The 14,572-nt window shown below is 63.5% G+C and carries 15 protein-coding genes; 10 read left to right on the top strand and 5 right to left on the bottom strand.

Going from position 1 to position 14,572, the window contains the following annotated elements; all coding sequences use genetic code 11:
* Positions 1–15 precede the first annotated feature (15 nt).
* Together JM946_RS02245 and JM946_RS02240 are read left to right on the top strand one after the other, a co-directional pair.
* Entirely contained in the window at positions 16–2,277 is a 2,262-nt protein-coding gene (locus tag JM946_RS02245; protein WP_203165507.1) for a VTT domain-containing protein, read from the top strand.
* Complete coding sequence (locus JM946_RS02240) at positions 2,249–3,052, top strand: endonuclease/exonuclease/phosphatase family protein (RefSeq protein ID WP_203165506.1); 804 nt, start codon at positions 2,249–2,251, stop codon at positions 3,050–3,052. Before JM946_RS02245 ends, JM946_RS02240 begins: the two co-directional genes overlap by 29 nt.
* Here JM946_RS02240 and JM946_RS02235 read toward each other — a convergent pair.
* On the bottom strand, positions 3,049–3,780 hold the full coding sequence (locus JM946_RS02235; RefSeq protein WP_203165505.1) for a hypothetical protein: 732 nt from the start codon (positions 3,778–3,780) through the stop codon (positions 3,049–3,051). The genes JM946_RS02240 and JM946_RS02235 overlap by 4 nt on opposite strands.
* 209 nt (positions 3,781–3,989) lie before the next feature.
* Entirely contained in the window at positions 3,990–4,637 is a 648-nt protein-coding gene (folE, locus tag JM946_RS02230) for a GTP cyclohydrolase I FolE (protein WP_203165504.1), read from the bottom strand.
* Between the two features lie 76 nt (positions 4,638–4,713).
* On the opposite strand from folE, the gene JM946_RS02225 reads away from it, so the two are divergent.
* Positions 4,714–5,301, top strand: a complete 588-nt coding sequence (locus JM946_RS02225; RefSeq protein ID WP_203165503.1) for an SRPBCC family protein — start codon at positions 4,714–4,716, stop codon at positions 5,299–5,301.
* 27 nt (positions 5,302–5,328) lie between these two features.
* Complete coding sequence (locus JM946_RS02220) at positions 5,329–6,135, top strand: M48 family metallopeptidase (protein ID WP_203165502.1); 807 nt, start codon at positions 5,329–5,331, stop codon at positions 6,133–6,135.
* 19 nt (positions 6,136–6,154) lie between these two features.
* Here the strand turns inward: JM946_RS02220 and JM946_RS02215 are convergent, their stop codons facing one another.
* Positions 6,155–6,478 carry a hypothetical protein gene (locus JM946_RS02215; protein WP_203165501.1) on the bottom strand — a complete coding sequence of 108 codons (324 nt, stop codon included), beginning with the start codon at positions 6,476–6,478 and terminating at the stop codon, positions 6,155–6,157.
* 101 nt (positions 6,479–6,579) lie between these two features.
* Positions 6,580–6,837, bottom strand: coding sequence for an EF-hand domain-containing protein (locus JM946_RS02210; protein ID WP_203165500.1), 258 nt, complete (start codon positions 6,835–6,837; stop codon positions 6,580–6,582).
* Between the two features lie 296 nt (positions 6,838–7,133).
* Between JM946_RS02210 and JM946_RS02205 the strand changes: the two genes are divergently transcribed.
* Both JM946_RS02205 and JM946_RS02200 read left to right on the top strand, forming a co-directional pair.
* The gene (locus JM946_RS02205) at positions 7,134–7,862 is read left to right on the top strand and encodes a response regulator transcription factor (protein ID WP_203165499.1); all 729 of its coding nucleotides are present in this window, start codon (positions 7,134–7,136) and stop codon (positions 7,860–7,862) included.
* Positions 7,863–7,888: 26 nt separating this feature from the next.
* Positions 7,889–9,244, top strand: a complete 1,356-nt coding sequence (locus JM946_RS02200; protein WP_203165498.1) for an ATP-binding protein — start codon at positions 7,889–7,891, stop codon at positions 9,242–9,244.
* Here the strand turns inward: JM946_RS02200 and JM946_RS02195 are convergent.
* Positions 9,241–9,720, bottom strand: coding sequence for a hypothetical protein (locus JM946_RS02195; protein WP_203165497.1), 480 nt, complete (start codon positions 9,718–9,720; stop codon positions 9,241–9,243). The genes JM946_RS02200 and JM946_RS02195 overlap by 4 nt on opposite strands.
* Before the next feature lie 330 nt (positions 9,721–10,050).
* Between JM946_RS02195 and JM946_RS02190 the strand changes: the two genes are divergently transcribed.
* The 4 genes from JM946_RS02190 to JM946_RS02175 all read left to right on the top strand — a co-directional run bounded on the left by JM946_RS02190 (position 10,051) and on the right by JM946_RS02175 (position 14,441).
* Entirely contained in the window at positions 10,051–10,296 is a 246-nt protein-coding gene (locus tag JM946_RS02190) for a hypothetical protein (RefSeq protein WP_203165496.1), read from the top strand.
* A gap of 206 nt (positions 10,297–10,502) precedes the next feature.
* Positions 10,503–11,816 (top strand): gamma subclass chorismate mutase AroQ, encoded by a 1,314-nt coding sequence (aroQ, locus tag JM946_RS02185; RefSeq protein WP_218042554.1) that lies wholly within the window; start codon positions 10,503–10,505, stop codon positions 11,814–11,816.
* 125 nt (positions 11,817–11,941) lie between these two features.
* Positions 11,942–12,523 (top strand): LemA family protein, encoded by a 582-nt coding sequence (locus JM946_RS02180; RefSeq protein ID WP_203165494.1) that lies wholly within the window; start codon positions 11,942–11,944, stop codon positions 12,521–12,523.
* A gap of 1 nt (position 12,524) precedes the next feature.
* Positions 12,525–14,441 carry a M48 family metallopeptidase gene (locus JM946_RS02175; RefSeq protein WP_203165493.1) on the top strand — a complete coding sequence of 639 codons (1,917 nt, stop codon included), beginning with the start codon at positions 12,525–12,527 and terminating at the stop codon, positions 14,439–14,441.
* Positions 14,442–14,572 lie beyond the last annotated feature (131 nt).

Raw genomic sequence — 14,572 nt, 5'->3', positions numbered from 1 at the left:
TTTGCAAACCCAGTCATGTCCGCGCCTCACGCCCCTGCTTCCTTGTTCCAGCCCGGCCGCAATTGCTGGCGCGTGGAAAAAGCGCAACGCGCGGCATTTCTGGTCGATGGCGACAATTACTTCAGGGCGTTCGTAGAAGCGGCGCGCAAGGCCAAACGCTCCATTCTGATCACTGGCTGGGACTTCCACAGTCGCACGCGGCTGATGTGTCGCCACGCCGACGACTGCGAGCTGGAGCTGGGCGATTTTTTGAACGATCTGGCGCGCCGGAATCGCCATCTGCACATTCATGTGCTGATCTGGGACTACCCGATGATTTTCGGCCTGGACCGCGAGTGGGCGCCGTTCTACGGTCTGGGCTGGCAACCGCATCGACGCGTGCATTTTCGTTACGACAACACGCATCCCATCGGTGGCTCGCATCATCAGAAGATCGTGGTCATCGACGACGCCGTGGCGTTCAACGGCGGCATCGATCTGACCTGCCGACGTTGGGACACCAACGAGCATTCGCCCGAGAACCAGCATCGACATCTCAAGGGCACGGCGTACCCGCCCTTTCACGATTTGATGATGGCGGTCGAAGGCGACGCCGCTCGCGCGTTGGGCGATCTGGTTCGCGAGCGCTGGCGCCGAGCGACCGGCGAGGTGTTGCAGCCACCGGCCGCGCAGCGACGCGTGTTTCGCCGCCGAGCCGCGGCGGAGGAGATGAAAACATCGCGCTGGCCGCAGTCGCTGGTGGCGAATGTCACCGACGTAGCCGTCGGCATCGCTCGCACCGAGCCCGCGATCAACGACAACGACGGTGTCAAAGAAATCGAGGCGCTGTATCTCGATATGGTGGCTGCGGCCAAACACAGCATTTATATCGAGAATCAATATTTCACGGCGGACAAAATCGGTGATGCGCTGGCGGCGCGTCTTGCCGAGCCCGACGGCCCCGAGATCATCGTGGTGCTGCGGGAGCTGAGTCATGGCTGGCTGGAAGAGCTGACCATGCAGACCTTGCGCACACGGCTGGTGCAGAAACTGCGAGCGGCGGACCGTTACAAGCGGTTCCGGGCCTTCTATCCGTTCATTGCCGGGTTGAAGGAGGGCACCTGCATCGACGTCCATTCCAAGATGATGGTGATCGACGACGACATCGTGCGCATCGGCTCGGCGAACCTGGCCAATCGCTCCATGGGCCTGGACACCGAGTGCGATCTGACGATCGAGGCGCGGGGCCGGAAAGACGTGCAGCAGCAGATCCGCGAGCTGCGCTCGTTGCTGCTGGCCGAGCATCTTGGCTTCGAAGTGACGCAGGTGGGCGAGGCGATCGCTGCCACCGGCAACATGCGGGACGCGATCGATCGGCTGCAGCGTGACGATCGCACGCTCAAACCGCTGACGGACCTGCCGCAAATCCCCGAAACCCTGTTGAACGTCATCAGCGTCGCCGATCCGGAAAAGCCGGTGGAACTGAGCGGCCTTGCGCAGATCTTCTCTTCCGGGGACGAGTCCAGCATGGCGGACCAACACGGCAGAGCGTTCATCACCGATACTTCGGAACAACCGGACGAGCTGGTGCCGACCGGACCCTCCTGGGGCAAGCTTGCGGCCATCGCAGTGGGTTTGATCGCCTTGACGGCCGTGTGGCAATTCACCCCGCTGGCGGAATATCTCGACGGCAATCGCATCACCGGCTGGGCGCGCGAAGTGGGCAAGACCTGGTGGGTGCCGCTGCTGACGCTGCTCGCGTACACGCCGGCGTCGTACGTGATGTTTCCTCGACCGTTGATCACTTTATTTGCGGTGATCGCCTACGGACCGATCTGGGGATTCATCATCGCCATGAGCGGCATCCAGGTGGCGGCGTGGACCACGTATGTGGCGGGCAAGCGGCTCGAGCCGGGCACGGTGCGTCGCATGGCCGGCGCCAAGCTGGACAAAATTCTGCAAGTGTTGCGTCGTCGCGGCTTGCTCGCGATGACGGCGTTGCGACTCGTGCCATTGGCGCCGTTCGCCGTGGAGGGCGTGGTGGCCGGCGCGATTCGCATGCGGATGTGGGAGTTTCTGCTAGGGACGGCGATCGGCATCCTGCCAGGCACGCTCACGTCGACAGTGTTCGGCGATCAGCTGTCGGCGTGGCTCGACGACCCTGCGCGCATCAACTATTGGGCGATCGCCTTTGTGCTGTTCCTGCTTGGCGGAGCGACCTGGTACGTGCGGCGCTGGCTGCTGTCGTCGGCGGCAAACCCTTCGCGACATGGCGTCCGCGACACGCGTCCTGTCTAAGACCGAAGTTCCGGTCGAAGCGGTTGAATCGCCGCCGGCGCCCGGCGTGCGCCGCATATCGATCGGTTCTTACAACATCCACAGCTGCATTGGATTGGACCGACGCTGCTCGCCGCTGCGCATCGCCAACGTGCTCAAGGAGCTCGACTGCGATATCTATGCGTTGCAGGAAGTCGATAACGAGCCGGGCGAGGAAGACGATTCGCAGCAGCTCGAATACCTTTCCGAAACCATGGACATGGCGGCCATCCCGGGCTTGCGCATCGTGCGACACAGTGGCGAGTACGGCAACGCGCTGCTGACGCGCTTCCCAGTGCTCAGTGTGCATCGTCACGATCTGAGTTACGGCAAATGGTTGGAGCCGCGCGGCGCGCTGGACGTCGAGTTGGATGTCGGCGGTCGCGCATTGCGCGTGATCGCGACTCATCTGGGGCTGAGCCGGTCGGAACGCCGCTTTCAATGGCGGCAGCTGCTCGATGCAGTCTCGACTTCGCCGCCGGAGCATCCGACCGTAGTGCTCGGCGATATGAACGAGTGGTTTCCTCGCGCGGGCACGTTGCGAGATGCGCACAAGATCCTGGGTCAGGCGTTGGCGCCGCCCGAGTTCCCCTCGTTCTGGCCGTTTCTCGCGCTGACGCGCATCTGGGTGCGGCCCGTGCAGGCCCTCGTCTCGGTGGCAGTTCACAACACGCCGCTGGCCAAGCGCGCGTCCGATCATTTGCCGTTACGCGCCGAGATCGACGTCGAGCGATTCACACAGAGCGCAACAGACTAATGCGCGGCCAGGATGCGCGACTTGCTGGTTTCGTACTGAGCTTCAGACAGGACACCGAGCTCGCGCAGGCGATGATGCTCTCGCATCTCATCGCGCAGGAACTGTTGCGGCGGCTGCGGGCGCGCCGCTTTGGCCGCATTGATGCTCTTGATGAGCTCGACGAAGAACTTCTTGCCTTCGCGCGCGCTGCCGATCGCGCCAGTCACGCTCACCAGCGTTACACCACCGTGAACGCTGGTAAATTCCAACGATTCGGTGGTGCGACGTAGAAACATCAGCACCGATCCCGCCGCCGCCAGCAGCGCGGCCAGTGCCGTGATCAGCACGGGACTGAGCCACTCCGCCGCAGTCTGCGGCCACAACATCCACAGTGCGCACGTCGCCAGTCCCGCCAGGCTGATCGCCAGCGCCAGCCAGAACCAGGCGATGTGCCGCACGATCATCGGCTTGGCATTGGCGAAACGCAGATCGAAATCGTACTTCTTAGGCTCGCTGTCCGGCCGCGTCAGGTGTACCGACAGGAAATGATCGTCGAGCAGCGCCAGCTGCGTGTCGCAGCCGCGCAGTTTGCTGGTCAGGGCGTAATTCAGTCGGGCCTTGCGGTGGGGGCGCTTTTTCGCATTCGGCAGGACGTCGTCGTGGCCTGCTTCGATGGAGATGTGCTCGGCGCGCGCGCGAACGGGGCGACCTTGCGGCTCCTGCATCGTCGTGTCGGCTACTGCATTCACATCCTGACCTCTGAATCCGACCTTCGTCGTATCACGAAGGCAATGCCACCGGATCGGGATGCTAGAACTGTGACGAAAGTGCCAACGAGAACTTCGTCACACTCGTGTGCGCTGGTGTGGTCCTCCGCCGACAATTTGCGGGAGTCCCCGAGCGCGCGAGCACAAGTGTTAAATCTATCGCGCGCGACTGCTCCGCGATCTCGGCGCGCTCAGCCGTTGGCGATGTCGATGAAGCGCAGGAACTCGTTGCGCGTTCGTGCATCCTCGCGGAAGTCGCCGAGCATTTTACTGGTGATCATGGAGACACCACGCTTGTGCACGCCGCGCGTCGTCATGCACTGATGGACGGCATCGATCACGACACCCACGCCACGGGGCTTGAGCACGTCGTTGATGCATCGGGCGATCTGTGCAGTGAGCTTCTCCTGCACCTGGAAGCGGCGCGCATAGCCGTCGACCACGCGGGCCAGCTTGCTGATGCCCACCACTTTGTTGGTCGGCAGGTAGCCCACGTGTGCTTTGCCGATGATGGGCGCCATGTGATGCTCGCAATGGGATTCGAATTCGATGTCGCGCAGGACGATCATCTCATCGTAGCCTTCGACTTCTTCGAACGTGCGGCGCAGATAGTCGGCGGGATCGCTGAGATAGCCGGAGAACCAGTCGCGATACGCAGTCACGACGCGCTTGGGCGTGTCTCGCAGGCCTTCCCGCATTGGATCCTCCCCGGCCCAGCGCAACAACGTTGCGACGGCCTGTCGGGCGTCCTGCTCGCTCACCGTGGGGGTCTGCACGTGCGCCTCGGGCACGCCGGCGTCGGCCGCCCTGGAGGCGCCTCGGGCTTTTTTCTTGCTCATGGCCGCTAGGTTACCATCCTTCGCCGCGCCGGATTACCATGCGCCGCCCGCAGCGGGTGCTGGAAGAGGAAACAACATGCGAGCTTGCCTGACTTCGATGGTCGCCCGAAGGGTTGCCGCGATCGTCGCTCCGATCGCTGTGGTGGCGGCCCTGCTCGGCGCCGCTGCCGCGCGGGCCGAAATCGTCAGCGCCGGACCGAGCGGTTTCAATCTGCGCCACACTGCCGAGACGCCCAACGTCGCGCCGCCGATCATCTGGGCGGCGCTGGCCGATGTCGCCAAATGGTGGGACCCCGAGCACACCTACTCGGGCGACGCTCGCAATCTCACGCTCGAGCCGTTCGTGCGCGGCTGCTTCTGTGAAAAGCTCGGCCTGTACGCCGGCATCGAGCACGGCAACGTGGTGTATGCGATGCCTGCCAAGACCTTGCGCATCAACGGCGCGCTCGGGCCGCTGCAGGAATTCGGCATTACCGGCGTGATGACCTGGCAAATCGAGTCGGCCGCGGGCGGTTCGCGGATCACGTTTACATATAATGTCGGCGGCTTCGCCGACCGGCCGCTGGCGGACTGGGCGCCCATCGTCGATGAGGTGCTCGGCGGCCAGCTGCAGCGCCTGGCGCGCTACGTGAGCGTCGGCAACCCGGAACCACCCAAGCAATAGAAACATTGCACGTGTAAGGAGGAACCCATGCGCATTCGTGCCTTGTTCGTTGCCGCGGTCGCGGTGCTGGTCACCGCGTGCCAGAGCGTGCAGACCACGGCGCCCGGCGCCGTCGGCGTCGATCGAAAACAAATGATGGCGGTGTCGGCGGAGAAGGTCGACGAAGGCGCCAAGGCCGCTTACGACCAGGAAATCAACAAGGCGCGCGCGGCCGGCGCGTTGAACGCGGACAAGCAGAGTTACGATCGGGTGCAGAAGATTTCGCAGCGCCTGATCCCGCAGACCAAGGTGTTTCGCCCCGACGCCACCGCCTGGGCTTGGGAAGTCAACGTGCAGAGCTCCGAAGACGTGAATGCGTACTGCATGCCTGGCGGCAAGATCATGGTCTACACCGGTCTGATCGACGTCATCAAGCCGACTGACGCCGAGCTCGCCGCGGTGATCGGCCACGAAATCGCGCATGCGCTGCGCGAACATTCACGCGAACGTTTGTCACGTGCATACGCCGAACAGCTGGTGCTCGCCGGTGTCGCTGTGGCGACGGGCGCCGAGCAATCGACCATGCAAATCGCCAGCCAGGTTTCCGCTGTGACGTTTACGTTGCCGCACAGTCGCGAGCAGGAAGCGGAAGCCGATCGCATCGGCCTGGAACTCATAGCGCGCGCCGGTTACGACCCGAATGCCGCCATCACGCTGTGGCAAAAGATGTCCAAGGCGGGCGGCGGCGGTCCGCCGGAATTCCTGAGCACGCACCCTTCGGGCGAGTCGCGTATTCGAGATCTTGAGAAGAACGTGCCGCGAGTGTTGCCGCTGTATCAGGCCGCCCCAAAGTGAGCCGATTCGAGCTCCTCCGCTATTGTGTGGCGGCCATGCCGATGGCAACGATCGCGACCACGATGGCCACCACCGCCGTACCCCCCAACCACAGCACCTGACGATGCAGGGCCGTCAGGGCCCGCGTCAGGTTGGACATTTGCTGGGCCATTTGATTGACCAGCTCGGCCTGACGACGCTCGTTGTCTTCCAGGGTCAAGACCCGCTGCGCCAGCTGGTCGACGTTTTCCGGGACCGGCATGTCCTGCGGTTCGGGCATGCGCTTGGTGCGCTTCAGCAGCTCGCGAGACACCTCGACGATCGAGGGCACCAGCTGAACGATTTGTAACCAGGGTACGGCCATGTCTCTAGGGTAGCAGAGACGACGAGGCCCCACCGCGGCCGCCTCTGCGGCATGCGATGGGGCCCGTCATCAACAAACGTTGGACAAACGTTGGCGCCCGCTCAGCTCTTCTGCCGGGCGGTGAACTCGGTCTTGCTCAGATAGCCGTCGCCGTTGCTGTCCGCGGCGGCAAAGCTGTCGGCCAGCGCCTTGTCGGCGGCCGCTTCGGTCTTGCTGAGCTGAGCATCGCCGTTCTTGTCCAGCGAATCGAAGGTGACGGCGGAGGAATTCATCGAGTGGTCCTTTTTGTCCTTGTTGTCGCCGGCGAAGGCCGTGACCGACAACAGGGCCGCTGCCACAAATGCAATCAATCTGCTCATGAGCCTCTCCTCATTGATCGACGTTGCGTGTCTATCACTTCGGCCCGAACTCAACGCGGAGCCTTGAAATGCGGTTCCGGCGGCGCGTAGCGCATCGTGCGGGGGTACGCTCGCCCGGAGAATCTCGGACATCCGCCGGCGCGCCAGGAAATGCAGCGACGGGCCTGCGCCAAACGAGCCCGCCGCCTGCGGTTGTGCCGCGCACTGCGTAAACTTGACGAAACTTCGCAACCGATGCGCTTTCGATATGCCATGGTCCAGGCGCAGCGCCGGGGACCGACCCTATGGACCGAACCATGACTTTGCCTGCCTCCGTACTGATCGTCGACGACGACCGCGAGCTCGGTCAGATGCTCACCGAATACCTCTCCGGCGAGGGTTTCCAGGTGTCGATCGTGCGCGATGGCGCCGAGGCGCTGGAGCGCCTGACCGCCGATTCGCACCCCTTTGACCTGGTGATCCTGGACGTGATGCTGCCTTCGCTGAGCGGCTTCGAAGTCCTGCGTCGCCTGCGACATAGCCTGTCCGTGCCAGTCATCATGTTGACGGCGCACGGCGCCGACGTGGATCGGATCGTGGGGCTGGAATTGGGCGCCGACGATTACCTGTCCAAACCCTTCAATCCTCGCGAGCTGGTGGCTCGCGTGCGCGCAGTGCTCCGTCGCTTCTCGCCGCGCGATGCCGATACGCCGGCGCATCCGGTTAGCGTCGGTCCGTTGCGCCTCGACCCGGCGACATTCGAAGTCACATTGTCGGGTCAGTCGGTGCGCCTCACCGGCACCGAGCTGCGTCTGCTGGAAGTGCTGATGCGAGCGGTGGGACAAGTGCAGTCGCGCGAGTCGCTGACCGAGCGCGTGCTGGGCCGACGCCTCACTCCTTACGACCGCAGCATCGATACGCACGTGAGCAATTTGCGCCGTAAGTTGGGGCTGGGTGAAAACGGCTTGCCCGAAATTCGCAGCATCCGTGGCGCGGGCTATGTCTTGATCGCCACCGGCGAAGCGCGCGCCGAGTCCAGAGTCTGATCGCCGGCGCTTTGGCCTGAATAGTCGTGCGCTCGCTGTTCCTTCGTATCTTTCTGTCGTTCTGGGTGGCGACCTTGCTCGTGCTCGCCACCACGGCGGCGGTGGCGTGGTATCGCTTTCAGCGCGATCAGGCGGCCTCGCCCGATATTCGGCAGCTCGCTTCGGAGGCCTCGAATCGGCTGCTGGTCGGCGGCATGACCGAGCTCTACAAGTGGATCGAGCACGCCGAAGAACGCTATCCGGGCCGGGATATCTATGTGGTGCGCCCGGACGGGCAGGATATTTTGCAGCGACCTCTGCCGCCGACCTATCGCAGCTACGCAAACCGTTTGAAGGACGCGGGCTTCTTCGGGCGCGAGCCGCCGCCCAGCGGTCGCGACGATCCTCTGTTGCTCACCCCGTTGTTCACCGATCGCGACGGCACCGTGTACACGGTGATGATCGGACGCAGCTATCCGCTGAGTCCGTTGCAGGCGTCGGATGTGCGACTGGTCGTGTTCGCGTTCGCGCTGGTCATCAGTGGACTGGTGTGTTGGTGGCTGGCGCACTACATCAGCAAACCGCTGGAGCGATTGCAGTCCAGCGCACGTTCGCTGGCCGCCGGCAATCTCGAGGCGCGAGTCGGCGAGGAGTTTTCCAGTCGTCGCGACGAGCTGGGCGTCCTGGCGCGTGACTTCGACGCGATGGCGGAGCACATCCGCACGCTGATTGCGTCGAGGGAAGATCTGTTGCGGGCGATGTCCCACGAGTTGCGTTCCCCGTTGGCCCGTCTGCGGGTCGCCTCCGGCCTGGCGCGTCGGCCACAAGCGGACATGGTCAAACAGCTGGATCGGATCGATCTGGAGGCCGAGCGACTGGATACGCTGATCGGTCAGATACTGCAGCTGTCGCAGCTGCGCGCCGCCAAGCCGACGTTGCCCAGCGAGCCCATCGATGTCACCACGTTGTTGACCGAGGTGGTCGAGGACGCGCGTCTGGAAGCGAGCGCCGCCGACAAGAATGTCGATTGGTCGCCGGGTGAAAGCCTGTGGCTCAACGGCGATCACGATCTCATGCGCAGCGCTATCGAAAACGTGCTGCGCAACGCGGTGCGTTTCACCAGGCCCGGCTCGGCAGTATCGGTTTGTTTGACCCGCGAGCATCGCGACGCCGTCATTGTGATCGAGGATCACGGGCCGGGCGTGCCCGAGGCGGAGTTGGCTCACATCTTCGAGCCGTTCTATCGCGTGGCTGAGTCGCGCGATCGCGATTCCGGGGGCACTGGTATCGGGCTTGCGATTACGGCGCGCGTGGTTGGCTTGTACCAAGGCCAGGTGCGTGCGCAGAACGCGGCCAATGGTGGGTTGCGCGTCGAGATTCGTCTGCCGTTGCGGCCGGATTAGTTCGCTTCGTGCCCTCGCACGCCGTGCTGGGCTACGGCGTGACTTCGCAGCGATTGGGCGCGGTCGCGAATCGCACTGATTTCCTCGGCGCTCACTTCCCTGTTGCCGGCGCGGGCGGTGAGCACTTTTCCTTGCAAGTCGAATTCCAACTCGATGTCCTCGTTCGAATTGAGCGCCGCGCCTCGATATCTCGTGAGTCGCGCGCCACGGAATTCGTAGGTGCCTGTTTGCGAGGTGCTCTCGCGGGTTTCCTCCAGGCTTTGAATCTGCCCTTCACTGAATGTCGCGCGATAGCTTGCCGCGATCCCGCGCGGCGCGAAGGAGCTGCGCAACTCATCTGTGGTTGCTGTCGGGGCTGGGTCGGCGGCGCGTTGCTCCACCAGCGGAATGCTGGGAGTCGTGGCCGGTTTTTGTTTCGAACAGGCGGCTGCGAGCAGCGAGGCGGCGACGATTGCGATTTGCTGAAGGCGAGACAAGCGCTTTTCCTTCGATTCGGGTTTGCAGAAGAATCGGATGCGGAGGGTCTGGCGGTGAAACGGACCGAGTCGCCTGTGCGATTCGTCCTTCTCTGCACGGGTGAGAACGTTCTTTATTTCTCGGCTGCGTGCAAGATGGTTTGCCGTCTGCGGTCGGCGACAGGCGCTCGACATAAAGCCGCGTTGCTCCATTGGTGAGCAGTCGAGGTCGGCGCATTTGTCGTGAGCCAGCCATTCACCGATGCGAACGTGATTTGGCTCACAGGGCGTCGCTTTGGCTTGCTCTAGTCTGCGGACGGTTTCTTGATGCGTCGTTGTATGGAGGATTCGATGAGCGCTGCCAGTCCCGCCCAACCCCAGGTTCGTCGCAGCTCCGCGCCGGCGACATCCCGCGCTCCCGCCGCGCAACCCGAGTGTCCGGTCAGGCAAACGTTCGACTTCTCCAAGCCACGCGGTGAAGACGAGATCCGCGTGAATCTCGCCGACGTGCCGGTCGCGCCTGCTAGCGTCGATGTCGCCGTATTCGAGCCGACGTTGCTGAGCCGCCTGTTCGATTTGTTCGGCCCTCGCCGCTGAGAGCTGAGGCCGTCGCTCGAGCGGCTGCCGCCGCTGAGCGAACGATGTCGCTGCAAAAGCCCGCCATCGGCGGGCTTTTTCGCGCTTGTAGTTCGCTCCGCCCTGGGCGGGCCTTCGCATTCCGTTCGCCGCCCGATCAGTCAGCTTCGATGCACGGTCGTTGGCGGCTGCTGGGCGGGGTTCGTTACGCGTTCATAGCGCGCGGTATGAAGTGCTACATTGCCGAGTCTTTCGGTGGAGGCATGACATTGCACCGTCTTTGCATCGCGCTGGCGCTCGTGCTGATGGCAAACGTCGCCCGGTCGGCGAGTTTCAGTGGACCGGCCGAGGTGGCCGAAGTGTTCGACCTCATGCAGCAGCGACTGCAACTCATGCCGGCCGTGGCGGCGTGGAAGCACGCGAACAACGTCCCTGTCACCGATGTGCCGCGCGAACAGCAAGTGCTGGAGGCCACGATGGCTCAAGCGCAGAGACTGGGCATCGATGGCGCGTCGGCGCGTGAGTTGTTTGTATTGCAGATCCGGATGGCGCGCGACGTCCAGGAGCACGTCATCTCGAATTGGAAACAGCAGGGCCGTAGCAATGAGCCCGTGCGTGACCTGAAATCAGAGCTCAGGCCGCAGCTCGACCGCCTGGGCGAACAGTTGTTGCACGCCATCTATCTCGCTTTGCCGGAACTCGCCACGGACGACTTCGTCGAGCGATACGGCAAGTACGCCGCCAAGGTCGACATGCCCGGGCTGCAAGAGGACGACAGGCAAGCCCTCGTGCAATCGTTGTCGAAACTGCGGACCTCGAGCATGCCGCCGCTCGAGCGCATCAAGGCGAGCAAGGTGTTGCGCGTCGGCATGACCGGCGACTACGCCCCGTTCACCCTGGAACGCAACGGCGAATTGACGGGCGCCGATGTAGAGATGGCCGAGGCGCTCGCAAGCTCGCTGGATGCGCAGCCCCAGCTTGTGAGTACCAGCTGGCGCGGGCTGATGAGCGACTACCAGGCCGGTCGCTTCGACGTGGCGCTAGGAGGCATCAGCATCACTCCGGAACGCGCCAGGCTCGCCACGTTTTCTGTTCCCTATCATCGAGGCGGTAAGACGCCCATCGTCCGCTGCGGCACCGAGTCGCGATTCGACACGGTGGCGGAAATCGATCGGCCCGACGTACGCGTGGTCGTCAATCCCGGTGGCACCAATCAACAGTTCGTGCGGGACCGCCTGATCCATGCCCAGGTCACCGTGCATCCCGACAATCGCACCATCTTCGCCGAGATCGCCGCCGGCCGAGCCGATGTGATGGTCACCGACGATGTCGAAGTCGACTTGCAGGCGCGCCACGACAAGCGCCTGTGCCGCGCCACCGAGACCACGTTTACTCAGAGCGAAAAAGCCGTGCTGATGCCTCGTGACGTAGCGCTCGGCAACTACGTCGATACCTGGCTAAAAGGGCAGATCGCATCCGGCGCCGTAAAAACCTGGTTGAATGACGCCATCGCCGCGGGCGGCGCGGAAACTGTGAACTGAGTCGCTCGCCCGCCGTCGGCGAGCGACGTTGACCGGTGGGCGCAGGCCGTTGGCCGGTGGCCGCGGGCGGCACGCGCGTCTTTGGTTATGCTGCAGAAGGCGATATTCGCCGTGGAGGGGATCAGATGGGCTGGATCGTTCTTATTGTCGTCGTCCTGGTCGCGCTTTTTTTCGTTTCCATCTACAACCGGCTGGTCGGCGGCCGCAACGCATACAAAAACGCGTTCGCGCAAATCGACGTGCAGCTGACGCGCCGGCACGACTTGATTCCCAACCTGGTGGAAACCGCGAAGGGTTATATGAAGCACGAGCGTGAAACGCTTGAAGCGGTCATCACCGCGCGTAATGCAGCTGTCACCGGGCTGAAGAACGCGGCCGCCAATCCGGGCGATCCGAATGCCGTCCAGCAGCTGTCCGGCGCGGAGAACGCGTTGAGCGGTGCGCTCGGGCGTTTGTTTGCTTTGGCCGAGGCGTATCCGGATCTGAAGGCCAACCAGAACATGATGCAGTTGTCGGAAGAGCTGACGTCGACCGAGAACAAGGTCGCGTTCGCCAGGCAGGCCTTCAACGACGCCGTCATGACTTACAACAACACTCGCGAGATGTTCCCGAACAGCATCGTCGCCAGCATGTTTGGCTTCCTGCCTGCGCAGTTGCTGCAGATCGAGTCGCCGGAGAAGCGCGCGGTGCCGGTGGTGAAGTTCTGATATGAACTTCTTCGAGCGGCAGGAGCAGTCGCGGCGTACGTCGCGCCGCCTCGTCGTGCTGTTCGCGCTCGCGGTGCTGGCCGTGGTCGCGGCGGTGAACGCAGTCGTGTTCTTCGTGTTTGCCTCGGTGGAAGGCTCCAGGACCGGCTATTCACCGACCCTCGGCGAGTGGATGAGCGCTCATCCAGGCACCGTGCTGGGCACCACGCTGCTCGTCGTCGGTGTCATCGGACTGGCGAGCTTGTACAAGACGCTCGTGCTCGGCGGCGGTGGCGGTGTAGTCGCACGCTCGCTGGGCGGCGTGCGTGTTTCGCCGGACACCACCGATCCGCAGCAACGCCGCTTGCTCAATGTCGTCGAGGAAATGTCCATCGCCTCCGGCGTGCCCATGCCGGAGGTGTATCTGCTGGAGCAGGAGTCGGGCATCAACGCGTTCGCCGCCGGTCACAATCCGGCGAATGCGGCTATCGGCGTAACGCGCGGCACGCTCACCACACTGAACCGTGCCGAACTGCAGGGCGTGATCGCGCACGAGTTCAGTCACATCCTCAACGGCGACATGCGGTTGAACATTCGCCTCATGGGATTGTTGTTCGGACTGCTGGTGATCGCGCTCATCGGCCGCACGGTGCTGCGACTCACGTCCAACAGCGGCGAGAAAAAGGCATTTCCCATCATGCTGGTCGCGTTGGCGGTGCTGATCATCGGTTACGTCGGTTTGTTCTTCGGTCGTTTGATCCAAGCGGCGGTGTCGCGCAGTCGCGAATCGCTGGCGGACGCATCGGCAGTTCAGTTCACGCGCGATCCCACCGGGCTGCGCGGCGCGCTGCTGAAAATCGGTGCGGTCTCGGGCGGCTCGAAGATCGCCAATCCTGAAGTCGAAGAAGTGGCGCACATGTTGTTCGCGCCGGGCATGAGCCGTTTGTTCGCTACTCATCCAGCACTCGAGGATCGTCTCAAGGCCATCGATCCGCGCTTCGACGCCAAGGAATTCGATCGCGCTCGCGCAGAGCTGTTGCTGGCAGCCGAACGAGCCAAGGCCGAGGCCCAGCCTAAGCCGAGCGCCGCAGAAAAACTGGAAGCCTTGATCAATGTGCCGGGCGCGGCGGCGGCCGTTGCCGGCTTGGTCGGCAATCCCGGCACGATTCATATGCAAGTGGCGCGGGATATCCGTAAATCCCTGCCCGACGCCATCATCGCGGCGGGCCGTCACCCTGACTCCGCTCGGGCGCTGTTGCTGGCGCTGGCGCTCGATTCAAGCACCGAGGTGCGCGGGCGGCAGCAGCACTACATCGCCAAGCAGATCGGAGCGCAAACACTCGAAAACATCACGCGGTTGCAAAGTGCGGTCGACACGCTCGAGCCCGAGCAACGCATGCCCGCGCTGTACCGGACGTTTCCAGCGCTGCGTCAGCTGACTCGTGAGGAGCGATTGCAGCTGCTAGCCGCGTTAAACGGCATGTTGCAGCGGGAAGGGCACGTGTCGTTGCAGAACTATGTGCTGCGCAAGTTGGCCCAGGTGCAATTGAGCGATGACCTGAATCCCCGCGCTCGCGCGCGGCAACTGCCCTTGAACGTCGTGCAGAAGGACATTCAGGTATTGTTCTCGGTGCTCGCTCAGCACGGGCATGAGGACATCGAGTCGGCGCGCCGCGCCTACGAGGTGGGTGTCCACCACCTGCTGCCACGCCAACGACCATCGTTCGAGAGTGTTCAGCATTGGGCGCCGCCGCTGGACCTGGCGCTCAGCCGACTGGATCAGCTCGCGCCCATCATCAAGGAGCAGCTGGTCGAGGCGCTGGTCAAGACGGTGACGCACGATCAGCGACTTACGCTGGGCGAAGCCGAGCTGCTTCGCGCCGTCTGCGCGACCCTGCACTGTCCGTTGCCGCCGCTCGTCAGTGTTAACGCGAACTAACGTTGGCCCGCGCCGCCACGGGGGGCGGGCGAGAGACAGAAGTCACGCCTTTTTCCGACTCGCCACGGGGTCGTGGCGGGATCCCCGATCCGGAGTAAAGTAGACACAGGTTGACAGCTTTCGGCGCTTGA

The organism is Steroidobacter gossypii (assembly GCF_016801985.1).
In the GTDB taxonomy this organism is placed as follows: domain Bacteria; phylum Pseudomonadota; class Gammaproteobacteria; order Steroidobacterales; family Steroidobacteraceae; genus Steroidobacter; species Steroidobacter gossypii.
The sequence above is the reverse complement of the archived record's forward strand: the minus strand, read 5'-3'. Positions and strand labels throughout refer to the sequence as shown.